34 protein-coding genes and 1 pseudogene are annotated in these 18148 nt (G+C 39.6%); 21 read left to right on the top strand and 14 right to left on the bottom strand.

Features of this window, described 5'->3' with window-relative positions:
- Positions 1 to 27: 27 nt before the first annotated feature.
- The 9 genes from LBC_RS03730 to LBC_RS09010 all read right to left on the bottom strand — a co-directional run bounded on the left by LBC_RS03730 (position 28) and on the right by LBC_RS09010 (position 5499).
- Positions 28 to 1977 carry a terminase gpA endonuclease subunit gene (locus LBC_RS03730; protein ID WP_221254764.1) on the bottom strand — a complete coding sequence of 650 codons (1950 nt, stop codon included), beginning with the start codon at positions 1975 to 1977 and terminating at the stop codon, positions 28 to 30.
- Positions 1974 to 2483, bottom strand: coding sequence for a hypothetical protein (locus LBC_RS03725; protein WP_221254763.1), 510 nt, complete (start codon positions 2481 to 2483; stop codon positions 1974 to 1976). The genes LBC_RS03730 and LBC_RS03725 overlap by 4 nt, the downstream gene beginning before the upstream one ends.
- Positions 2446 to 2760 (bottom strand): hypothetical protein, encoded by a 315-nt coding sequence (locus LBC_RS03720; RefSeq protein WP_221254762.1) that lies wholly within the window; start codon positions 2758 to 2760, stop codon positions 2446 to 2448. Before LBC_RS03720 ends, LBC_RS03725 begins: the two co-directional genes overlap by 38 nt.
- Entirely contained in the window at positions 2753 to 3244 is a 492-nt protein-coding gene (locus tag LBC_RS03715) for a hypothetical protein (protein ID WP_221254761.1), read from the bottom strand. Before LBC_RS03715 ends, LBC_RS03720 begins: the two co-directional genes overlap by 8 nt.
- Positions 3241 to 3456, bottom strand: a complete 216-nt coding sequence (locus tag LBC_RS03710) for a hypothetical protein (RefSeq protein WP_221254760.1) — start codon at positions 3454 to 3456, stop codon at positions 3241 to 3243. The genes LBC_RS03715 and LBC_RS03710 overlap by 4 nt, the downstream gene beginning before the upstream one ends.
- A complete protein-coding gene (locus tag LBC_RS03705) occupies positions 3453 to 4115 on the bottom strand; it encodes a hypothetical protein (protein ID WP_221254759.1) in 663 nt (220 codons plus the stop codon). The genes LBC_RS03710 and LBC_RS03705 overlap by 4 nt, the downstream gene beginning before the upstream one ends.
- Complete coding sequence (locus LBC_RS03700) at positions 4112 to 5122, bottom strand: phage replisome organizer N-terminal domain-containing protein (RefSeq protein WP_221254758.1); 1011 nt, start codon at positions 5120 to 5122, stop codon at positions 4112 to 4114. Before LBC_RS03700 ends, LBC_RS03705 begins: the two co-directional genes overlap by 4 nt.
- A gap of 96 nt (positions 5123 to 5218) precedes the next feature.
- On the bottom strand, positions 5219 to 5377 hold the full coding sequence (locus tag LBC_RS03695) for a hypothetical protein (RefSeq protein ID WP_221254757.1): 159 nt from the start codon (positions 5375 to 5377) through the stop codon (positions 5219 to 5221).
- On the bottom strand, positions 5374 to 5499 hold the full coding sequence (locus LBC_RS09010) for a hypothetical protein (protein WP_260173439.1): 126 nt from the start codon (positions 5497 to 5499) through the stop codon (positions 5374 to 5376). Before LBC_RS09010 ends, LBC_RS03695 begins: the two co-directional genes overlap by 4 nt.
- 439 nt (positions 5500 to 5938) lie before the next feature.
- On the opposite strand from LBC_RS09010, the gene LBC_RS03690 reads away from it, so the two are divergent.
- From LBC_RS03690 to LBC_RS03670, 5 genes are all read left to right on the top strand, one after another.
- On the top strand, positions 5939 to 6640 hold the full coding sequence (locus LBC_RS03690) for a S24 family peptidase (protein WP_221254756.1): 702 nt from the start codon (positions 5939 to 5941) through the stop codon (positions 6638 to 6640).
- A gap of 4 nt (positions 6641 to 6644) precedes the next feature.
- Positions 6645 to 6998 (top strand): S24 family peptidase, encoded by a 354-nt coding sequence (locus tag LBC_RS03685; protein ID WP_311721255.1) that lies wholly within the window; start codon positions 6645 to 6647, stop codon positions 6996 to 6998.
- Between the two features lie 207 nt (positions 6999 to 7205).
- Positions 7206 to 7928, top strand: coding sequence for a hypothetical protein (locus LBC_RS03680; protein ID WP_221254754.1), 723 nt, complete (start codon positions 7206 to 7208; stop codon positions 7926 to 7928).
- A gap of 44 nt (positions 7929 to 7972) precedes the next feature.
- Positions 7973 to 8200: a type II toxin-antitoxin system HicA family toxin gene (locus LBC_RS03675; protein ID WP_221254753.1), complete on the top strand. Its 228-nt coding sequence runs from the start codon at positions 7973 to 7975 to the stop codon at positions 8198 to 8200.
- 1 nt (position 8201) lies between these two features.
- Positions 8202 to 8588: a type II toxin-antitoxin system HicB family antitoxin gene (locus tag LBC_RS03670; protein WP_221254752.1), complete on the top strand. Its 387-nt coding sequence runs from the start codon at positions 8202 to 8204 to the stop codon at positions 8586 to 8588.
- Between the two features lie 28 nt (positions 8589 to 8616).
- On the opposite strand, the gene LBC_RS03665 is transcribed toward LBC_RS03670, so the two are convergent.
- The 3 genes from LBC_RS03665 to LBC_RS03655 form a co-directional block, all read right to left on the bottom strand.
- Positions 8617 to 8889, bottom strand: coding sequence for a type II toxin-antitoxin system YafQ family toxin (locus tag LBC_RS03665; RefSeq protein WP_221254751.1), 273 nt, complete (start codon positions 8887 to 8889; stop codon positions 8617 to 8619).
- A 2-nt stretch (positions 8890 to 8891) separates the two neighbouring features.
- Entirely contained in the window at positions 8892 to 9092 is a 201-nt protein-coding gene (locus LBC_RS03660; RefSeq protein ID WP_221254750.1) for a hypothetical protein, read from the bottom strand.
- Between the two features lie 125 nt (positions 9093 to 9217).
- The gene (locus LBC_RS03655) at positions 9218 to 9445 is read right to left on the bottom strand and encodes a hypothetical protein (protein ID WP_221254749.1); all 228 of its coding nucleotides are present in this window, start codon (positions 9443 to 9445) and stop codon (positions 9218 to 9220) included.
- Between the two features lie 137 nt (positions 9446 to 9582).
- Here LBC_RS03655 and LBC_RS09005 point away from each other — a divergent pair, with 137 nt between their 5' ends.
- From LBC_RS09005 to LBC_RS03645, 3 genes are all read left to right on the top strand, one after another.
- Complete coding sequence (locus LBC_RS09005) at positions 9583 to 9714, top strand: hypothetical protein (RefSeq protein ID WP_260173438.1); 132 nt, start codon at positions 9583 to 9585, stop codon at positions 9712 to 9714.
- A gap of 571 nt (positions 9715 to 10285) precedes the next feature.
- Entirely contained in the window at positions 10286 to 10738 is a 453-nt protein-coding gene (locus tag LBC_RS03650; protein ID WP_221254748.1) for a type II toxin-antitoxin system PemK/MazF family toxin, read from the top strand.
- A gap of 100 nt (positions 10739 to 10838) precedes the next feature.
- Positions 10839 to 11051 carry a hypothetical protein gene (locus LBC_RS03645; protein ID WP_221254747.1) on the top strand — a complete coding sequence of 71 codons (213 nt, stop codon included), beginning with the start codon at positions 10839 to 10841 and terminating at the stop codon, positions 11049 to 11051.
- Here the strand turns inward: LBC_RS03645 and LBC_RS03640 are convergent.
- Positions 11012 to 11179, bottom strand: a complete 168-nt coding sequence (locus tag LBC_RS03640) for a hypothetical protein (RefSeq protein ID WP_221254746.1) — start codon at positions 11177 to 11179, stop codon at positions 11012 to 11014. The two genes, LBC_RS03645 and LBC_RS03640, sit on opposite strands and share 40 nt — an antisense overlap.
- 91 nt (positions 11180 to 11270) lie before the next feature.
- Here LBC_RS03640 and LBC_RS03635 point away from each other — a divergent pair, with 91 nt between their 5' ends.
- The 7 genes from LBC_RS03635 (at position 11271) to LBC_RS03605 (ending at position 14802) form a co-directional block, all read left to right on the top strand.
- The gene (locus LBC_RS03635; RefSeq protein WP_221254745.1) at positions 11271 to 11687 is read left to right on the top strand and encodes a hypothetical protein; all 417 of its coding nucleotides are present in this window, start codon (positions 11271 to 11273) and stop codon (positions 11685 to 11687) included.
- A gap of 10 nt (positions 11688 to 11697) precedes the next feature.
- Entirely contained in the window at positions 11698 to 11844 is a 147-nt protein-coding gene (locus LBC_RS03630) for a YlcI/YnfO family protein (protein ID WP_221254744.1), read from the top strand.
- A 226-nt stretch (positions 11845 to 12070) separates the two neighbouring features.
- Entirely contained in the window at positions 12071 to 12667 is a 597-nt protein-coding gene (locus tag LBC_RS03625; protein ID WP_221254743.1) for an NYN domain-containing protein, read from the top strand.
- 2 nt (positions 12668 to 12669) lie between these two features.
- Positions 12670 to 12921 (top strand): DNA-binding transcriptional regulator, encoded by a 252-nt coding sequence (locus tag LBC_RS03620; protein WP_221254742.1) that lies wholly within the window; start codon positions 12670 to 12672, stop codon positions 12919 to 12921.
- Positions 12922 to 13061: 140 nt separating this feature from the next.
- Positions 13062 to 13874, top strand: coding sequence for a hypothetical protein (locus LBC_RS03615; protein ID WP_221254741.1), 813 nt, complete (start codon positions 13062 to 13064; stop codon positions 13872 to 13874).
- Between the two features lie 16 nt (positions 13875 to 13890).
- Positions 13891 to 14076 (top strand): hypothetical protein, encoded by a 186-nt coding sequence (locus LBC_RS03610; protein ID WP_221254740.1) that lies wholly within the window; start codon positions 13891 to 13893, stop codon positions 14074 to 14076.
- Between the two features lie 3 nt (positions 14077 to 14079).
- On the top strand, positions 14080 to 14802 hold the full coding sequence (locus tag LBC_RS03605) for a hypothetical protein (protein ID WP_221254739.1): 723 nt from the start codon (positions 14080 to 14082) through the stop codon (positions 14800 to 14802).
- Positions 14803 to 14926: 124 nt separating this feature from the next.
- On the opposite strand, the gene LBC_RS03600 is transcribed toward LBC_RS03605, so the two are convergent.
- The gene (locus LBC_RS03600; RefSeq protein ID WP_221254738.1) at positions 14927 to 15322 is read right to left on the bottom strand and encodes a hypothetical protein; all 396 of its coding nucleotides are present in this window, start codon (positions 15320 to 15322) and stop codon (positions 14927 to 14929) included.
- Positions 15323 to 15375: 53 nt separating this feature from the next.
- Between LBC_RS03600 and LBC_RS03595 the strand changes: the two genes are divergently transcribed.
- From LBC_RS03595 to LBC_RS03570, 6 genes and pseudogenes are all read left to right on the top strand, one after another.
- Positions 15376 to 15702: a hypothetical protein gene (locus tag LBC_RS03595; RefSeq protein ID WP_221254737.1), complete on the top strand. Its 327-nt coding sequence runs from the start codon at positions 15376 to 15378 to the stop codon at positions 15700 to 15702.
- Entirely contained in the window at positions 15692 to 16528 is an 837-nt protein-coding gene (locus LBC_RS03590; protein WP_221254736.1) for a lambda-exonuclease family protein, read from the top strand. The genes LBC_RS03595 and LBC_RS03590 overlap by 11 nt, the downstream gene beginning before the upstream one ends.
- Positions 16529 to 16530: 2 nt before the next feature.
- Positions 16531 to 16848 carry a hypothetical protein gene (locus LBC_RS03585; protein WP_221254735.1) on the top strand — a complete coding sequence of 106 codons (318 nt, stop codon included), beginning with the start codon at positions 16531 to 16533 and terminating at the stop codon, positions 16846 to 16848.
- Positions 16841 to 17227 (top strand): annotated as a pseudogene (ssb, locus tag LBC_RS03580) (single-stranded DNA-binding protein); the annotation flags it as partial. The gene LBC_RS03585 and the pseudogene ssb, both read left to right, overlap by 8 nt.
- 33 nt (positions 17228 to 17260) lie before the next feature.
- Positions 17261 to 17854: an ERF family protein gene (locus tag LBC_RS03575; RefSeq protein ID WP_221254733.1), complete on the top strand. Its 594-nt coding sequence runs from the start codon at positions 17261 to 17263 to the stop codon at positions 17852 to 17854.
- 60 nt (positions 17855 to 17914) lie between these two features.
- On the top strand, positions 17915 to 18088 hold the full coding sequence (locus LBC_RS03570; protein WP_221254732.1) for a hypothetical protein: 174 nt from the start codon (positions 17915 to 17917) through the stop codon (positions 18086 to 18088).
- The last annotated feature ends 60 nt before the right edge of the window (positions 18089 to 18148 follow it).

Genomic DNA, 18148 nt, shown 5'->3' with positions numbered 1-18148 from the left:
CGCTATGAGATAGAGCTTAAAAACTGGCTAAAACTCATCCAAATAATCCCTTGTCTTTGATGTTTTATCTTTATTTGATACTGAGTTATTTGACATACTAATTGCATATGCGCTAGCTCTAAAGCGCACATTAAATCTAGCTATTAGATAATAGCAGTATGTGGCACAGTCTAGGTAGTGGTTAAATGGGTGCGCCGAAATTGGCTCATATGCAAAAATGACTTTGCCACTGGTTGATTTTACCTGTACCTTATGCTCGCTTACAAGGCTTTTTAGCAAGCTCTCTGGGGCTTTGTGATATACCTGTAGCCGTTCTGCGTCTTTATCGTTTATTTGATTATCAAGGTGCGTCATTAGTGTGTCTTTGCATAGATAAGTATTTATTACGTGCAGACTTAGTCCACCCTCAAACGCCTTTCCGTTTATGTCTTTATCAATCGAGACTATGCGCCCTAAATCGCCTGTTGTGTTGCTGTTGTTTGTGCTTGCGCCCTTAATCGGTATAGCTGTTATTAGCTCGCCCTGCCTATTTGCCAAAATACGCTCTTTTTGTGGGCTGTAATCATCAAAGAAATGGTTTAAGTTATAACATAGCTGATAAATTTCATCTGTTTTAAAGCCGCTATCAATTGCAAAGCACTCAATAAAAACTGGCTCTTTTTCGCTGTTATCACTTTTTCTAAAAAACCCAACACTAGCTACAAAATTTATAAGCTCAACATCACTATTAAACCTACCACAATCAACAATATGCCTGTTTAATTTACTATCTACTGCCATAACAAGATAATAGTAGTGGTCTTTTTGTACGTCTATTGCCCCAAATAGCCCTACAGTATCATCTGGTATCTTATTTTGATTTAGCTCTTTATTTCTTAGCTTTTCAAGTTCGCTTAGGGGTGTAGTTTTTATCTCAGGGGTATAAATTTGATTTAGCCAGCCACGATAAAACGCTGCTTTTTGCTCGTCGTTATCGCATAATAAAAACTGCCTTGTAAGCTCAGCTATGCTGACAAATTTAGATATAAATGAGCTAGCCTTAAAGCCCACGCTTCTACCAGTGTCAACGCTTGAAGTTCTCACCCACGCACCAGCGTCTATCGCATTATCCTTATCTTTATCGTCCCATAGCTTTTTACAATGCGGACATTCATATTTAGCACTTTTACTAGCTAGCTGAGCATATGCGGCTAGCTTTAGTCTTGGGGTTTTTTCATTTTCTAAATCAAACTCATCAATGTTTGGGTATCTGATATTTTCTAAGAAATTATCGATATGGCTTTTGGAGCAATATGGGCATTTTAATGAGTATTCAAATTTAACCTCACTTGCTTCATAAGCAAATACAATGGGGTCATCATCGTGCATAGCAGTAGATGTTTTTATGATTTTTGCTCCATATTGCTCGTAGGTTTTAGCGCGCTCGCTTATTTCCATTACGTGTTCATGCTTCATCTCGCTAATTTCGTCCATTATGATAAATGCTGCTGGGGTTGATTTTCTGTTTGCGCTTTTAGTAGAGCTTAGCACTCTAACACTTCCGCCTAGATAGCGTATGTCTTTGGTATTTTCTCGTAAGCCACGCTCTTTTTTCTCTGCTATTAGTGATTGTGCGTTTGGGGTCTTTGCAATGGCTGGGAGTATTCTGTTTGTTGCGGTGCTATTTACTAGCTCATCACTTGGCAAGAAAAACATAGCATTGCCACCTCTATTATCCATATACCAATTTAAGGCTATCATAGCTATCGTAGTCTTTCCTGTTTGACTAGCTACCCAAAGTGTTATCTCTCTTACTTCATTTTTGCCTATGTAGTGAAGTGGCAATTTTTGATGAGGGGCGTGTTTAAAGTTAAATTTACCAACACCCACGGCTGAAGTCTTATCAAAATGATAGTATTTTAACGCCCATTCATCAGGCGGTATAAAGTCTTTGTACTCACAAGCAGCTATCATTCTTTGGGTAATTTTAAAGCTCATTTATCTAGCTCTTTTTGCTTTAACATAGATAGCTCCTCTGCTAGACTTTCCCATTTTTGCTTGTAAATAGCGTCTATTTTGCCCCTAAGCTCAGGCTCTTTTATATTTTTTAGGGAGTTTTTATCCCAGTTTTTAATAAAGGTTATTAATTCGGCTTGTTGCTGACTTAACTCTTTAACTGGAATAAACTCGCCACGGGCTATTTTATATTCAAAATTTATCTTAGTTGTTTGGCTCTTTTTGTATTCTATTTCGCTTTTTAGTTTTGCACTTTTTAAATCATCAAACTCAAGCACATTCTCTTGATACCAGATTAGGCAGTCCTCTAGCGCAAAGCTTTTTTCTTTGCCGCTTTCATACGTAGGTAGCCCCTCATCTATTAGCTCAGCTACCTTATGTGGCTCTGCCATTTGGGTATACCCAAGCACTGTGGCAACTCTAATAAGTGTGCTTATGCTGACTATTGTTTTATCGTTTATTATTTCTAGCTTTTGCTTTTTCGCCATATTTTACTATTTCCTTGATTTGTTCCTCGCTTAGTTTTATATCAAGTTTTTCTAATTCACTTTGAATTTCTTGGGCTATGATTTTTTTACTAACATTTCCTTGATATTTGTTGGACTTTAAAAAGTATTTTTCTAAAACAAGTCGACTATGATTTGGCTTTGGGATATAAACACTGCAACCCATAAAACGCCACTGTACGGCTTGTAGTTGTTCTTTGGTTAGAATTTCTTGCAAGAATATGAAAAAATCATTTTCTTTGCCTGCTATTCTAGGCATCAAGCCACCCCTTTATCTTTCCTATCGCATCAACTGCTCCATACCCCACTACAAAAGCATTATTCTCGCTCGCATTTACAAACTCCCCAAATGCCCTTTGAGCTTCGCTTAAATCACTAGGCTTGCCGCCACGTCGCTTCATCTCTATGAATAAATTCTTTCGCCCTAGGTGTATGCACTGCAAATCACTGACCCCAGCAAGCACCCCATTTAGCTTAGCCTGACGCCCTGCCACAGCGCTTTTCTTACCGTCGCCGTTGCTTATTCTAAAGCACACTAACCCCACGCTCCTAGCCCACTGTATCACTCTATCTTGCTCTATTTTTTCTAGCTGGCTACGCTTTAAAGCAGCGTCTATTTCATCAAGTGCTTTAAGTCTTTGCTCTAGCATAGCCCCAGCTTTTAAATTTAACCGCCCGCTCATCGCATGCTTAAATATCATCACAGCTTCACACTTTTGCGCGGATAGTTTACGCATTTTCATATCCCCAGCTCTCCTTGCGCTTTATTCATTCTCCTACTCCACGCTTGCTTTTTAGCCTCATTTAGCATTGTAATTAGCTCACTTACCGCTGTGCCTAAAGATACGCTAAGATAGCCCTCATTTAGCCGCTTGCCCTCACTGTCTAAAAAATAAACCATAGGCTTAATGCCGCTTTCTAGCTTTATGATGATACGCGTCTTATCAACACTCACGCACTTATCCTTTTTGCCTGTGATAGTTTTGCTATCATCTGCGGCAGCATAGCCACATTTGGGTTTGCTTTTTTGCTAGCACTTAGCGTTATTGCTGCTTCTTGTGCTTTTTGATTTTGCTCTTTCTTTTTTTGTTCTATTTCTTTATCTATTTTCGCTACTTCCTCAGTCGTATATCGCTTAATATCGCCTATTTTATGCTGATTATCAAGTAGCCAGTTGTAATAATCTGCCGCTTCAGTTGTATTTAGTCTTTGATATGCTCCGTTTACGATAACGTGTTGGTTTCTTAGCTCACCGTCATTATCGACTGAGATTATGCCGTACTCAAAAAATCCACTACCATCGCCACCATTTGACAAGGCTTCACCTCTAAAATGCTCCTTAACAAAGCTCTCTAACGCCTGCACGCTCTCAAATACCCTATACCCAGCCTTTAGTGCTCTTAGAGTTTTTAGCTTCTCATATGCCCTAAGTGCTTGCATAGTGGCTAGCTCTTTGCTTACCATTGGGGCGATAAATTGAAGCCTGAAACTAAAAAATTCAAACAGCTCACTTTGGCTTACGTTAGCTAGCGTCCTATCCCATACCAAAGCCCCCACGTCATTTAGCTCTAGGGCGTATTTGATTATCTGCTGTCGCTCATTTAGCTTCATCATAAACCCCCTTGGACTGTTTTAGGCTCATTTGAAGCGCTTAAAGCCATTTTGCCTATTTGTGGCTGTCTTGGTATTGCTAAAGGTGCGTTTGTTAAATTATGAGCCGTTTGCGTGCTATTATGGGCTATTAATTCACCCTCGATTATCTCACTCTCCACGGGGAAGCCATATTTTGCGTAGTCTATGTCATCTCTTAGCTGCCCCTTTTGATAGCCTTGCGCTTTATTGCTAGCCTTTGGCAGAGGATTTCTCGCCCAGTTTCGTACAGTTGCCCTCCAGTCTTTCATCCTAGCCTTGCCTACACACCAGCCATTACTCTCGTAGTGGTCGTAAAAATGCTCTGCGTCTAGGTCATAGCCCCTTTCGCTTATGTAGCTGGCTATCTCATCGACTGTGGGTTTTTTGAATTTATCGCCTTTGGGTTTTGATTTTTCTTGCTGCGATGTCGTTTTGCTCTCGCACGTGCGCACGCACGCATTAGGAGCGATAGCGACTTCTAACTCTATCTCTTTCTCTAACTCTATCTCTTTCTCTGTCGTTACAGTTTCGTTACACTCTGTTACAGAGGCGTTACAATGTAACGCTTTTTCATCGCAAACGTCGTTTTTTAGGGCTTTTTGATTTTTTGAAATTTGCTTATCTGCTCTTTTTTCTCGCATAGCTCTTACACGTCTTGCACTTTCGCATTCTGAGCCGATTAAATTTACAGTTTGGTTTAATACATACTCATTGTCAAACTGCTCCATTAAGCCTTGAGCTAATAAATAGCTTAGTGTTACTTCGATATTTGTCTCATCCTCATCTAATATCAGAGCTAGCTCAGCAGAGAAACTATTCTCTATGCCTTGATAGGTTATTATCCCATCGGTTTCTAGGCTATGAAGTAGTATCATCAAGTATATGCAACAATACGTATCCCCACCTGCTATACGGCGGAGCTTTTTCACACGTGGGTCTTTAAAAAAGTCTTTTTGTAATTTTAACCAGTAGTATTTTTTCTGTGCCATTGTTCGCTCCTTATTTTATTGCCATATAAACCAAATACGCCACTAAAGCGCTAAAAAGAATAATCTCAAGCGTGTCGGGTGTTTTATAATTTAGTCTCATTTTTCTGCCTTTAAATTTAATATTCTTACGCACTCATTTATTAGCACGCTGCCTAATATGCAAACAAAGCAAATTAGCCCAAACAGTAGCGGTAAGGCGTAAAATAGCCCAAGCCCCACAACCACAGCCAGCACGTTTAAAACAAAGCTCATCATTTTTGCTTTTCCTCACTGCTTTTTATAAACTCATCTATCTCTTTTATTAACTCTTGCATTTTTTCTTTTTCTGGTGAACTCATTTTTGCCTCCTTTTTTATTTGGTTTGTTGACTTTTTCATGAGTGCTAAAAAACCTATCAAGCACTGAATTTATCGCAGTTTGTATAGTTTTTATGTGCGCTCCTTTTGCTTATTCACTCTCATAGCCCCTTGTGGTATAGTTAGTCATTTACTCGCTCATTTGGGTGTCTTTTTGGCTCGCAATAATCCAAACTCAATAAGTTTTTGTCTGTCTCCCCACACACTAGTGGGTATTTTAAATTTGACCCTTATTAGTTCTCTAGTATCGCCATCAGGGCGACGACTACCACAAAAGTAACTTTCAATAGTTCTTTTTGACTTGCCACATTCAAATAAAAATTTTCTAATTCGCTTTTTCGTATCCATAAAGATAATTCTACATTAAGTAGCATTAAAGTTTTTTTAAATTACTACGATTTAGTTAAAATAAATACTACATTTTGTGATAAATTTACATCAATAAAATAAGGAGTATATTATGAGCGATTTTGCAAAAAGGCTAACAAATATGTTTAAGCGAGCTGGTCTTAGCTCTGCAAGAGTATCTGAGCTAAGCTATGATTACGGAGTAGATACTTCTAAAAAGACAGTCGAAGCCTACAGGAGCGGGCAGCGCACCCCAAGCCCTGATTTTATCAGTTTCGCATTAGCCATTTGTGGGGAAAAGGATGCAAATATGCTTTTTAGTGATAACCCAAATAAGATAGCAAAAGCAGAGCAGGCAAAAGATGAGATAATGTATATTGACGCTTTTTCTATGCCAGCTGGTTGCGGTAGCACTGGGGTATTTGATAATAACTTTGAAGTTGAAAACCGTCTAGCAATACACAAAAGTGTACTTGAACTTTACTACCCAAATCCTAAATTTATTAAGGCTTTTAGGTGCTTTGGCGATAGCATGGAGCCTGAATATTACGATGGGGATTTTGTGATTGTTGAAATGGTCGCTGGCAGACACTTTCAACCAATAGATGGAATTTATGTCTTTAGGGTAGATGATACCGTGATGGTAAAAAAGCTTGCTTTTTTAGGTAAAAAGGTAAAAACAATTAGTATGAACTTAAGCTATGGAGAGTTTATAATTGACCCAGAAGTTGATAACTTTGAAATTTTAGCTAAAGTTTGTGGCAAGCTTAGCCTAAAAAGTGGACTTTTGCTAAGCGACCAAGGAATAAACTAAGAATATTATAATTGCATTACAAGTATACTACCCTGATAAAATGTGGCGTGAGGGACTTTTTGCGGTAGTGGCGACTGGCGACAGTATGTATCCTGAAATCTGCGACCGAGATGTGGTAGTATGTGATAAGTTTGATAAATTAGAGGACGGCGACTTGGTCTATTATAGGTTATTTAATGAGGTTGCGATAAAAATTTATAATAAAGACAACAATAACACCATCACTTTCAAGCCTATAAATAACAGCCCTGAGTTTTTTCCTAGAACTATTGATATTGACGATGAAGCAGTTTATAGCCAGTTAGAAATGGCTAGAGTGGTGCAAGTTATACGCCCCATAAAAAGACGGCGAAAATAAGATTTTTTAGGGAGATTATAATGCAAGAAAATAAAATTAGTATTCGCTCATTGCAAGAGTTTTTAACGTTAAAAGAAAGTCTGCTGCAAAATCCAAGAGATATACAAATAACACATTAGTGGCATAAACTACGAAATAAAGCTAGATGGTGGCAGGTTTAAAGACTATGACCCAAGCGTAATAGACGCTAGGATAGCTCAGCTTATAGTGGAATATCAAAAAAGCTATGATGATTTTATAATGGCTATTAACAAGCATTTTGATATTAATATAAGCCAAGAGGTGCTAAAATTTCATCTCAATAAAGGGTGTCTAAGTATAAAGGCAGACATTACAGATTTTTTAAGGCAGGCGGTAGAGAATATGAATGGTTGGCAAAGTATGGTTGTTCTGATTTGTATTGCTGCAGCCGTTACTGGTGGATATTCTTATTCAAGGTCGATAGACAAAGATATAGCCCAGATACAAAGCAATCAAGAAACGACCAGGCTAAAAGCGGTAATCGATGCCTTAAGTCAAGTAAAGGATAACAGGGACATAGAAAGGGCTACAAATGCAAGCAAAAGAGCTATCACTTCCATATTGGAAAATGACGAAGTAGCATACATAAACCCAGAAATATACAAAGACCAAACCCCACTAACGCACGCAGATACTTTTCGCTCTAGTAGGGCTAGCAACGACGAGAGCGAGCATTTTGAGATAGTAGATGGGCTTATTGCTAATCAGGATTTTTTAAAAGACGGCAAGCCATTTAAATTGCAAGACTTTAAGCTACTATTGAATTCAGATATAATATCAGCAGATGAAAGAATAAAGCTAATCAGAAAAGCTGAAAACAAAGAGCCAGTGAAATTAAAAATAAAAATTCTAAAAAAGGGCGACAAGGTTATAAAGGCTTATATTATTGAAATTCTAAGCATTTTATAAGTGCATTACAAGTATAATACACTTATAAAATGTAAGGGGATAGTGTGAGCCAAAAAGACAAGCTACTAGAAAAGATTAAAAATAATCCAAAAAATGCAAGCCTTGAGACTATTAAAAGCCTGCTTTTAGCTCACGGCTGGCATTTACGTAGCGTTAAAGGCTCGCACCATACCTTTAAAAACACAAACGGAGCCCAGCTTACCATACCATACAACAAGCCTGTTAAAATTTGCTATGTTAAACTTGTGTTAGAAGCCATAAAAGGGGAGTAAGATGAAAAAAGATTTAAGCTATTATTTAAATTTACCTTATACAATAGAAGTTAAAAAGATACCTGATGACGAGGGGGGCGGATACTCAGCATTTATGCCTGATTTTTTAAGAGCAAAAATCACATTTTGGGGCGATGGCGACACTCCAGCCCAAGCCATAGATGATTTAAGGCTGGCATTTGAAGCTGCCATTGAGCCTTTGCTTGAGGATGGCACGAATATCCCAGAGCCAAAACTAGAGCAAAGTCTGAGCGACAAAGCCAAAAACGTAACAATCACCCTAAAAGAGAGCGTGATAAACGAAATTGACGCAGCCGCAGCGAGTTTAGGCATCTCGCGTTCAGCACTCATTGCCATAGGGACAAAGGCGTATATTAAGGGGTTGTAGTCCCCCTGCCTTTGTTGTTTAGGCTAATCTATCTAAATACTTCCGCATGCTTACCCGCATTAGCTAAAGCAAGCTCTAGTACATCTTTATCTTTGCGGTATATTAGCACCAAATCAGGCAAGACGTGGCAGTCTCTAAAGCCTGAATATTTGCCCCTTAATGCGTGGTCTTTGTGTTTTGTTTCAAGTGGTTTGTCGTTTGCTAGCTTATAAATCACTTCATAAACCAGCTCTTGTGATTTGATGTTTAACTTTTTAAATGAAGTTTTAAATTTCTTTGAGTATTTGATTTTATAAATCAAGTCTAAGCCCCTAAAGACCTTTTAAATTCATTAAAATCACTAAACACCTCACACTCTCCGCTTTCAAGCTCTGCTATTGCCACGTCTAGCTCAGGATAGCTGGCGTCTTGTTCGATTATCTCCGCCCTTTGTCCCTTACTAGCTAGCCACGCTTTAAGCTCATTTACAAAATTCGCTGGGCTATCTTGTAAAGTTATTGTCATGTCTGTTCCCCTTAAAGTTAATTTGTCTTGCTGTCTTTTATGGCGTTAATGCCGTCATAAATAATAAACATAAGCCCCACAAGCCCTAGTAAAATAACTATTTCGCCAAACGTCATTATAATCTCCTAAAGTTTTTCTATCTCGTCTAATTTTGCTTTTACTCGTCTATTTAGCCAAACAACCCAAAGCCCAAGCAGAGCCATACCAGCTCCAGCTGCGGCAATAAAAATAGGTTCAGCTGTTTTGTAACTACTGCTTAGCCACCCAAGCAAAGCTACAAATGAGCCTACTGCCACTCCTAACCAAAATTTTAAAAATCCCAAATACTCCTTAGCTCTGTCTAGTTGGCTCATCTTATCCTTTTCATAACTTATTAGTGAAATTATAGCAGAAAATGTACTACAATATTTTTTAAAAAATGTAGTATATTTAAGTTTTATTTTATACTACATATTGTAGAATTACCTCAACCAAAACCAAAGGAGACAAAATGACCCAAGCAGATATAAACGCCCTAGCCAGCAAAATGCTAGAGTGCAGAGAAAACACCCACAGCAAGGACGAGGCACAGCAAATACTCAAAAAGCTTTCAAAAGCCTTTTTAGAGGGCTTACAGAGCTAAGCCCCAAAACCTTTAACAAGTGGCGGATGTCCTGCCGTAGCGCAGAAAAATACTACCGCCACTTTTTAAGGGCTTGGGAAACCCATATCGTGTAAATCGCCGAGATTGTATCAGAGCGTCGACCGACAGCACGTTAAATACAGGTTAATCGGAAGGGAGCTAACACTCCATAAGCCTACCCAAGGCGACGTTTAGAAAGCCTGTGCGTAAGCACTTAATAGCTTTAAGCTAGCCCTAGCGTCTGTTAGCCAGCACCAGCACCCCCTAACGCAGGGTGTTTTTAAATTAGCGTTTTTTACCTTGACGGCGTATTTTCTGCTATTTCACGCCGACCAAAAAAATGTAATGTCGCCTGCTAGTAAAGCCAGCTAGCAGGGACAATAAATATACTCAGCCTTAAGCCGTCTAGTTACTATTAAATTTATCTTTAGAACGAAAAGACAGCAGCCACGGTGAAAAGGCAAGGGGCAGTCCCTTGCTGGCTCTAACCCTAGACGGCTTTAGGGTGGGATATTTTAGTTTAACCACGTTTTGGGGTAAAATATTGCCTTATTGAATTTAAGGCAAACAAATGAGCGAAAATAACGAGTTTAACCAGTGGAATGAGATTAAAAAGCAAACTCAGAAAGATAAGCCAAAAATGGTAAAGCTAGGCAGGGTGTATTGGGTAAAAGTAGGCAAAAATATAGGTAGCGAAATCTATGGTAAAAAGCCTGATTTTAGGCGACCTGTATTAGTGCTTTCAAAGATTTACAACAACGCCTTTATCGGCATACCGCTAAGCTCAAAGACAAACAAAAAGGGCTTTTTATATCACATCTTTACCGACAAACAAGGCAAAGCACAGAGCGCACTTTTAAGTCAGGTAAGGCTTTTTGATACTCGTAGGGTTATTGGATTTGCTGATATTTCTGTATTAAAGAGTGATTTTAACACTATTGCGGATAAGCTTGTAAGAGATATAATAAAATATCCCAGCTCAGAGGCTGGGTATCCGAGCCACACGCAAAGCGTAGGGGACTAATCTTTTCCTTTGTTTGTTGAAAAGAAGTCTAAACCCCAAAGGCTTACAATTCTTTTCAAGACAAAGCAATTATAACCAAACTAAATTTAAAGGAGCATAAATGACCAGCGAAGAGTTAAAGGCGTTTTGCAAGGAAAACGACATAACAGATAAAGAGCTTATCGACGTAGCGAGAAGCCTGCTAGCCGACCTTACAGGCTATGATGTATCAGTGCAAATCACACTAACACCAAAAAACAGCCCAAACAGGCAACTTAGGACAGAAAACGACTATCAGTCCTCATCATCTGAAATGAGCCTTAGCGTATTATGATACCTACGCTCAAACTCGTTAAACTCTTCATCACTTAAAGTAGTTTCCGCAAAAGCAGTAATGACTGCACTTACCTGCCGAAGCTCTTTTAAGATTTTTTCTAAAATTACAACACTCTCGTTATCCATTCTGTCTCCTTTAATGGCGTATTTGTCGGCAAAACATTTTACCTTAAAGGGGCTTTTTGTATAATAATAGAAATAGTTTAAAGGAGCATAAATGAGCCAGAGCAACATAGAAAAATTTGACTATTACGCAGGCGTTATACTGGCTAGGCTTTACGAAGCCTTCCCTTTTGAGATAGACCTTGATACGCAAGCTATGGCTGATGAGCTAGCCAGCAAGAACCCCCAGCCAAAAGGCAGTGATGAGTTGGCTTTTGTGGGTGCTGTGCTTGACTTTTTACTCGAGTATGACTTTATCAAGGCTTCACCGCTGGTGGGAGGAAGCTTTAGTGATGTGCGTCTAACCTTAAAGGGCTTAGGTGTGTTAAAGTCTGTGCCACCCAGCATAGACCAAAAGCACAAGAGTAATGGCGAGTTGCTAAAACAAGCTGCCCAAAGCGGAGCTAAAAGCCTGCTGGCTAACGCCACACAAGCACTCATTAGCACCTACATTCAGAGCTTTAAATTTTAAAGGAGTTAAAATGGAGAAAGAGACAAATACAAGCTACAATCTACAAATAAAAATACCACAAGAGCTCAAAGAAAAGCTAGAAGCTAAGGCGAAGGAAGCAGGCGTAAGTTTAAATCAATACATTATGTTTATGTTTATTAGAGAAGCCAAAGAATAGGCACGCGGATTTAAAATCCGTCCTATTTTTCCTAAAAATACGAAAAATAAATTTAAAAGAGCTTGCAAAAGTGCTTTTAACGTGTTTTTGATATAATAGCTTTAAAAAACAGAGGCGAAAGTAAATGAATAAAAGTTATTTTAAGTGTAGTATTGTTAAAATTCCCCCACACAACTTAATAGCTACGGCTATTAACCGAGCCTCTTTTTAATGGAGGCTTGGACTTATGCGAGTTATAGCCTACATTGACGGATACAATCTCTACCACTCTATTGATGATTTAAAAGACGATAGCCTAAAATGGCTAGACTTACGCAAGCTTTGCGAGCGTTTTTTAAAAGACGGCGACGAGCTGGTGCAGGTTTTTTATTTTACCGCTAGCCCTACACATATTCAAGAAAAGCTATCAAGACACCAAGCCTACACCAAAGCACTGCAAAAAGCAGGGGTTACACCTATTTTTGGCAAATTTAAAAAGAAAATTGCAAAATGCAAGATATGCAAGCAAAGCTACCAAACCCACGAAGAAAAGCAAAGCGACATCAATATCGCAATAAATTTAATCAAACACGCCCTAACAGACCGCTTTGACAAAGCATTTTTAATAACAGCCGACACAGACCTAGTCAGCACTATTAAGATGCTAAAACGCCTAGCTCCGCAAAAGCCGCTTATATTACTAACACCACCAAATAGGCATAAATACGCCACAGAGCTAATACAAAACGCCACATCTCACAGGGAGATTAAAAAATCACACCTAAAACAGGCTTTGCTTGATGAGTGTGGCAGACCAGAAAAATACAACCCAAAGAAAGGATAGCAATGGAGAAAGAGACAAAGGGGAGTAATAACATAGTAAAAGAAGTATGCGCTGAGCTAGGTATTACGCAAAAGGAGCTAGCGGAGAGAATGGGGGTTAGTAGTGGAATGCCTGCAAAATGGGCAATGAAAGACGGCAACCCACCTGAATGGGCTATCAAATTTATAAAGCTTTTGATAGAACACAAGCAAATAAAGGATAGGCTAGATAAATTTAACCAAGCCTTCGCTTTAATTGATAAAGCTAGAAGTTAATAGGGACAATTTGTCCTTATTAAAATACCCCAAAAGAATATACAAAAATTAAAAATATTCTCTAAAAGCAATAAAATACTTGACATATATTCTCTAAAAGTGTATAATTCTGCAAAAATAATTCTTAAAAGGAATAAAAAATGCAGGATTTATTTTCTCAAGTATCACCAGTTATAGCACCTTTGTTTAGTGTAGATTTTGTCGCAGAGCAATACGGAAGTGATAAAAATTCAATAAACAAAACAAAAAATAGACATTCCGACGAGATTGTAGAGCCTATCCATTTTGTTACAGAGCTAAACGCAAAAAACCGCCCAGTTATAAAATGGACACTTCGTGGCATAATAAAGCTCGGTATGTTTATCAGAAGCCCACAAGCTAAAAACTTTAGACTTTGGGCAGAGCGTGAGCTGGAAAAATCAATTAACGCAGAACTTGAAAATGCAAGACACGCAAGAGAAAAAAATTTACAACTGGTAAATCAAATCGCCGACTGCCAAACATTTATTAAAAAGCAAGCCAAGCAGGAGAAATACCGCATAAACGGCTACCGCTCTCAAATCGTCCAGCATAACACCAAAATAAACAACCTAGCACTACAGCTTGACGCAGAGCAAGCTAGAAACTACGCCCTGCAAGCTAGGTGCCAAGCCCTAGAAGTCGAAGTCATCGAAGCTAGGACGCCAAGTGATGAGCTGACCCAGCTTAAAAAAGAGCTAGCTGAGCTTAGGCGAGCTAAAATCCTGTGGCAAATAGGTGAAAATGATAGCCTGCTTAAACACACAAGAGCCGAGCGAGACAATCTAAGAGCTGCAAATCGTGAGCTAAAAGAACGCCTTGCAAAGCTAAGTGAGTTTTTACACAAGCAAGGCGAAGCGAGCAAGCTAATGGGCGAGTTTGCTTTTTATGGTAAGCCTGAGTTTATTCAAAAGCTAAGCCAAGGTGAAAATTAAATTTAAAGGATAAATTATGAACGAACTAGAACAGACATTACGGCAAAAATTTGAGGAAATTGCTGTGGGGTTTTTTGGCAAAAAAGGCAAAGAGCCAGATTGGCGGCAGGTTGCATTTGAGACCTTTTCCGCCTTTGCAGAGGTCTATGCCGAAAATAAAAGATTAATAACTACAATAGAAACAATAAAAACGAAAGGATAAAGTATGAACCTAGTTAAATTTAACAATGTTGAGCTTGAGATACTTGAGTTTAAAGATAGTTGGAGCTTATCAAATAAGCAAGTGGCTGAAGGCTTTGGGGTAGATGAAGCCACGATACGCCAGCAAAAAAGTCGTGGCGAATACCTAGAAAACGTGCATTTTTACACTGTGACAAATTGTCACGGTGGTGCAGATAGAACCTTTTGGACTAAAAAAGGTGTCGTAACACTAGGCTTTAAGCTGCGTGAGACACCACAAACCATAGCCTTTAGAGACTGGGCGAGCGATTATATAATCCAGCCAAAGCTTAGCATTAAAGACCTAGCAAAAAACCCAGACCTAGTTATCGAACTAGCTACAAATTTAAAAATCGAGCAAGAAAAGAGCAAGGCACTAGAGCAACAACGTGATGAAGCCCTAGCCGCAAAAGCGTGGATAGGCTCAAAAAGGGAGGCTACTGCAATGGCAACGGCTAGCAGTGCCACACGAGAAGTTGAGCGGCTTAAAATCAAGCTTGATTTAAGTAAGGATTATGCGAGCATTAAAAAGGTAGCCAAAGCTACAGGCAAGCACGAAAAAGACTACTCGTGGCGTCTGCTAAAGGGAGTAAGTGAAGCTCTAGGGCTTGAGCGAAAGAATGTCGATGATGAAAACTATGGCGAAGTCAAAGCCTATCACAAGCAGGCGTGGCGTGAAGCTTATGGCGTGGATATTACGAGAATTTAAGGAGTAATGATGACCGAAGCAGAAACAGCACTACTTTTTACCCTATTGACCTTTGTTTTTGGCTGGCTGATTGGTCGAGCAGTCGGTAAGTGGCGTGGTAAAAGACACGCTAATCGTGAGTGACTTAATAGCCAAAATGCTCGTGCATATACTCGCTATCGCTTCGCCTGCTTTGGTGGGGTGGTGGTGTGCGTTGGGGCGTTAGGCGTGCAATTATGTTGTTTGCTTTTGTGATTTCTGCATTGTGCCTATGCACGAAATCACTTAGCTCAGACTGCTTTTGCTCGTATTTTTCATTAGCTACTTTAAGCTCAGCCTTGGTGCTTTCTAGCTCCCTTTGCAGGGCTTTTAGCTCATTTTTAGCCTGCGTAGCTTCAAGCCTTGCTATTTTTGTATCGATAAAGGTCTTAGCGTAGCTTATGCCATATCCGAGTAAAAAGCCCACACCAAAGCAGGCAAACGCCCACAACTTATTTTCCAACACGAAATCTAAAAAGCTAAAAACACTTTCAAAGCTCACAAGTTGCCCCTTGGGTTAAATTTGAAAAAATTATATCACATAAAGGAAAACATATGAAAACAATAATAATCACAGATTTTGATGATGAGCTAAATGTAAAGCTAACCACGCTAAAAGAGCGAAACTTAAGCCTACGCACTGCCCTTGAAAATGCAAATAGCAGTAATTTCGCCCTAAAAAAGGAGCTTAGCCGCGCACAAAACTCAATCGCAATTTTACAGACCCAGCTACGGCACGAGCGAGAGCGAAATAAAGAACGCCGCACCATAAGCGAAGCTGAAAAAGCCCTGCTAGAGAGCGTAAAAAATGGCGAAACTGTGGTAATAAATTTAAAAACTGGGGAGTGTGAAAAATGGAGCGAGGGCAGAGATGATTGTTAACCTTACACAAAATAGCCCTGAGTGGCTTCTGTTTCGCCGTGATAAATTTAACGCAAGCGAGGCTGGGGCTGTTATGGGAGTAGGCTTTATTAAGCCATATGAGCTAGCAGCGCAAAAATACGGCAATGCTAAATCAAACACGTACGTAAACGAAGCCATGCGGCTGGGGCATGAGTATGAGCCTAGATTGCGAGAGCATTTAAATGATACGATGAGTTTAAATCTAAAGCCTGCGGTATTTCAAAGCGATGATGATGGGCGCTTTTGTGCTAGCCTTGATGGATATGACGCAGGGGCTGATACGTTTTGCGAGATTAAGTTTAGCTCTGATGAGTATGAGTATGTAAAGCAAACAGGAGCGCCAAGTGAGAAATACTTTTGGCAAATCCAGCACCAGTTTTACGCCTGCAATATTAAAAACTGCATATTTTGCGTGGGGCGCTTAAACGATAGCTTTGAGCTTGATATTATCACTTTACCCATAAAACGAGATGACGAGGCGATAAAGCGTCTAATAAAAGCATGGAATGAATTTGAAGCCACTTATAAGGATAGTAAGCTAGATGATGAGTGGGCTAGCCTAAGTGATGAGCTTAGCGCAATAAACAAGCAGATAAAAGCCCTGCAAGCTAGAGCTGATGAGCTAAAAGAGCGAGCCATAGAAAAAGCAGACGGCAAGGAGATAAAAGCCTACTCACTTACCATATACAAAACCCAGCGCAAAGCCAGCTTTGACTATGCTAGCTACTGCAAGGCTAAGGGGCTAATACCTGATGAGGCTTATGCTAAACCAGCAAGCATTAGCTGGAGTGTGAGAGTGAATTAAATATGCAAATCTCAAACGAATTTAACCGCTTTATGCACGGCGTGGTGCTTTCATACGTGCATAGTCTGCGCTATTTAAAGATTGAGGGACTGCGTGTGGGGATACGCCCATTTTATCTTAGCTTTGACGCACTAAAGCAGCTGCTTAAATACCTAGACTTTGACTATCCACGCAATGAGCTAGGAGTACCCATAAGCTACACAAGGCTAAGCGTATTTGACATGCTAAGTCATATCGCATTTATACAGACGGTGCTAGCGGAAAATGGTTTATTACAGGATTTTTTAGATGAGTTTTATAAGGAGATAGAAAGTGTTTAATAAAATAGTTTTAGTGGGTAATCTAACTCGTGATGTAGAGCTACGCTACAGTACTGGAGGCTCAGCCATAGGCAATAGCGCAATAGCCGTAACACGCAAATTTAGCGTAAACGGTGAGCGTAGGGAGGAGACCTGCTTTGTTGATATTGTGTTTTTTAGCAAACAGGCTGAGACGGCAAATCAGTATCTAAGTAAAGGCAGCAAGCTTTTAATAGAGGGCAGGCTCGTTTTTGAGCAGTGGCAGGATAATAACGGAAACAACAGAAGCCGTCATAAAGTGGTAGTTGAAAGCCTTGAAATGTTAGGCGAGCCACAACAAAAACAGCCAAACAACTCATACATCCAAAATCAGCCAAACCAAAACAGTAATAAATACTACGATGATGAAGTAGTGCCATTTTAAGGAGGTAAAATGCACGAAATACTAAGCAAAATTCAAACCGAGCTAAAAGCTCCAAAAAGTCAGTTTAATAAATTTGGCAACTATGCATACCGCAACTGCGAGGACATCCTAGAAGCCCTTAAACCCCTGCTAGCTAAGCACAACGTAGTTATAACTCTAACCGATAAGATAGTCTTAGTAAATGAGCGCTACTACATAAAAGCTACAGCCACCATAAGAGGCGAAAAGGGCGAAATAAGCACCACTGCGTACGCTAGAGAGCCGCTAAACAAAAAGGGAATGGACGAGAGTCAAATCACAGGTGCAGCTAGTAGTTACGCTAGGAAATATGCTTTAAATGGACTGTTTGCCATCGATGATGAAAAGGACGCCGATAGCGAGCAAGAGCAAAAATCAAGCACAAAAGCAGCCCAAAAAGAAAGGCTTAGCCCAGAGCAGGTAGGCGACTTAACTCAGCTAATAGAAGCCTCAGGTACAGTTTTGGCTGATTTTTTGGGGTACTTTAAAGTGCGAGAAATTGCAGAAGTGCCGTATGATGTAGCTCGCCAAATGCTACTAAAAAAGCTACAAAAAGCTAAAAACGAAGCGCAAACTGGTGCGTGAGCAAGGAGAAGTTATGACATTTCGAGATTTGATAAATGGTGCGCTAAGCAATTAAAGGCTATGCAGGGCGAGCTTGAAGCCTTGCAAGAGAGTGGCGAAGCGGTGCTAAATGCTAGCTTTTTTACTGGTAGGGCAAGAGTGGCGGAGATTGAAGCTGAGTTTAAAAAAGCAAGCCGACAAGGCGAGCTAGCTTTTAGTGATGTGCCGCTAAAAGATTGTATGTGCAGGCATTAATAAAATATTTTGATTTAACTCTGTTTTGGGTAAAATCTAGGCTATTAAATTTATAAGGAG

It is taken from the genome of Campylobacter sp. 19-13652, assembly GCF_019702925.1.
Taxonomy (GTDB): domain Bacteria; phylum Campylobacterota; class Campylobacteria; order Campylobacterales; family Campylobacteraceae; genus Campylobacter_A.
The sequence above is the reverse complement of the archived record's forward strand: the minus strand, read 5'-3'. Positions and strand labels throughout refer to the sequence as shown.

Excerpts from the sequence above, each read along its gene's own strand:
- LBC_RS03670 (WP_221254752.1), top strand. The coding sequence starts at position 8,202 with ATGAAAAAAGATTTAAGCTATTATTTAAATTTACCTTATACAATAGAA.
- LBC_RS03595 (WP_221254737.1), top strand. The coding sequence starts at position 15,376 with ATGAAAACAATAATAATCACAGATTTTGATGATGAGCTAAATGTAAAG.
- LBC_RS03700 (WP_221254758.1), bottom strand. The coding sequence starts at position 5,122 with ATGGCACAGAAAAAATACTACTGGTTAAAATTACAAAAAGACTTTTTT.
- LBC_RS03640 (WP_221254746.1), bottom strand. The coding sequence starts at position 11,179 with ATGGATAACGAGAGTGTTGTAATTTTAGAAAAAATCTTAAAAGAGCTT.
- LBC_RS03695 (WP_221254757.1), bottom strand. The coding sequence starts at position 5,377 with ATGATGAGCTTTGTTTTAAACGTGCTGGCTGTGGTTGTGGGGCTTGGG.
- LBC_RS03610 (WP_221254740.1), top strand. The coding sequence starts at position 13,891 with ATGAACGAACTAGAACAGACATTACGGCAAAAATTTGAGGAAATTGCT.
- LBC_RS09005 (WP_260173438.1), top strand. The coding sequence starts at position 9,583 with ATGACCCAAGCAGATATAAACGCCCTAGCCAGCAAAATGCTAGAGTGC.
- LBC_RS03615 (WP_221254741.1), top strand. The coding sequence starts at position 13,062 with ATGCAGGATTTATTTTCTCAAGTATCACCAGTTATAGCACCTTTGTTT.
- LBC_RS03605 (WP_221254739.1), top strand. The coding sequence starts at position 14,080 with ATGAACCTAGTTAAATTTAACAATGTTGAGCTTGAGATACTTGAGTTT.
- LBC_RS03635 (WP_221254745.1), top strand. The coding sequence starts at position 11,271 with ATGAGCCAGAGCAACATAGAAAAATTTGACTATTACGCAGGCGTTATA.
- LBC_RS03570 (WP_221254732.1), top strand. The coding sequence starts at position 17,915 with ATGCAGGGCGAGCTTGAAGCCTTGCAAGAGAGTGGCGAAGCGGTGCTA.
- LBC_RS03625 (WP_221254743.1), top strand. The coding sequence starts at position 12,071 with ATGCGAGTTATAGCCTACATTGACGGATACAATCTCTACCACTCTATT.
- LBC_RS03645 (WP_221254747.1), top strand. The coding sequence starts at position 10,839 with ATGACCAGCGAAGAGTTAAAGGCGTTTTGCAAGGAAAACGACATAACA.
- LBC_RS03590 (WP_221254736.1), top strand. The coding sequence starts at position 15,692 with ATGATTGTTAACCTTACACAAAATAGCCCTGAGTGGCTTCTGTTTCGC.
- LBC_RS03630 (WP_221254744.1), top strand. The coding sequence starts at position 11,698 with ATGGAGAAAGAGACAAATACAAGCTACAATCTACAAATAAAAATACCA.
- LBC_RS03730 (WP_221254764.1), bottom strand. The coding sequence starts at position 1,977 with ATGAGCTTTAAAATTACCCAAAGAATGATAGCTGCTTGTGAGTACAAA.
- LBC_RS03705 (WP_221254759.1), bottom strand. The coding sequence starts at position 4,115 with ATGATGAAGCTAAATGAGCGACAGCAGATAATCAAATACGCCCTAGAG.
- LBC_RS03725 (WP_221254763.1), bottom strand. The coding sequence starts at position 2,483 with ATGGCGAAAAAGCAAAAGCTAGAAATAATAAACGATAAAACAATAGTC.
- LBC_RS09010 (WP_260173439.1), bottom strand. The coding sequence starts at position 5,499 with ATGAAAAAGTCAACAAACCAAATAAAAAAGGAGGCAAAAATGAGTTCA.
- LBC_RS03585 (WP_221254735.1), top strand. The coding sequence starts at position 16,531 with ATGCAAATCTCAAACGAATTTAACCGCTTTATGCACGGCGTGGTGCTT.
- LBC_RS03575 (WP_221254733.1), top strand. The coding sequence starts at position 17,261 with ATGCACGAAATACTAAGCAAAATTCAAACCGAGCTAAAAGCTCCAAAA.
- LBC_RS03660 (WP_221254750.1), bottom strand. The coding sequence starts at position 9,092 with ATGACAATAACTTTACAAGATAGCCCAGCGAATTTTGTAAATGAGCTT.
- LBC_RS03720 (WP_221254762.1), bottom strand. The coding sequence starts at position 2,760 with ATGCCTAGAATAGCAGGCAAAGAAAATGATTTTTTCATATTCTTGCAA.
- LBC_RS03690 (WP_221254756.1), top strand. The coding sequence starts at position 5,939 with ATGAGCGATTTTGCAAAAAGGCTAACAAATATGTTTAAGCGAGCTGGT.
- LBC_RS03650 (WP_221254748.1), top strand. The coding sequence starts at position 10,286 with ATGAGCGAAAATAACGAGTTTAACCAGTGGAATGAGATTAAAAAGCAA.
- LBC_RS03620 (WP_221254742.1), top strand. The coding sequence starts at position 12,670 with ATGGAGAAAGAGACAAAGGGGAGTAATAACATAGTAAAAGAAGTATGC.
- LBC_RS03655 (WP_221254749.1), bottom strand. The coding sequence starts at position 9,445 with ATGAGCCAACTAGACAGAGCTAAGGAGTATTTGGGATTTTTAAAATTT.
- LBC_RS03715 (WP_221254761.1), bottom strand. The coding sequence starts at position 3,244 with ATGAAAATGCGTAAACTATCCGCGCAAAAGTGTGAAGCTGTGATGATA.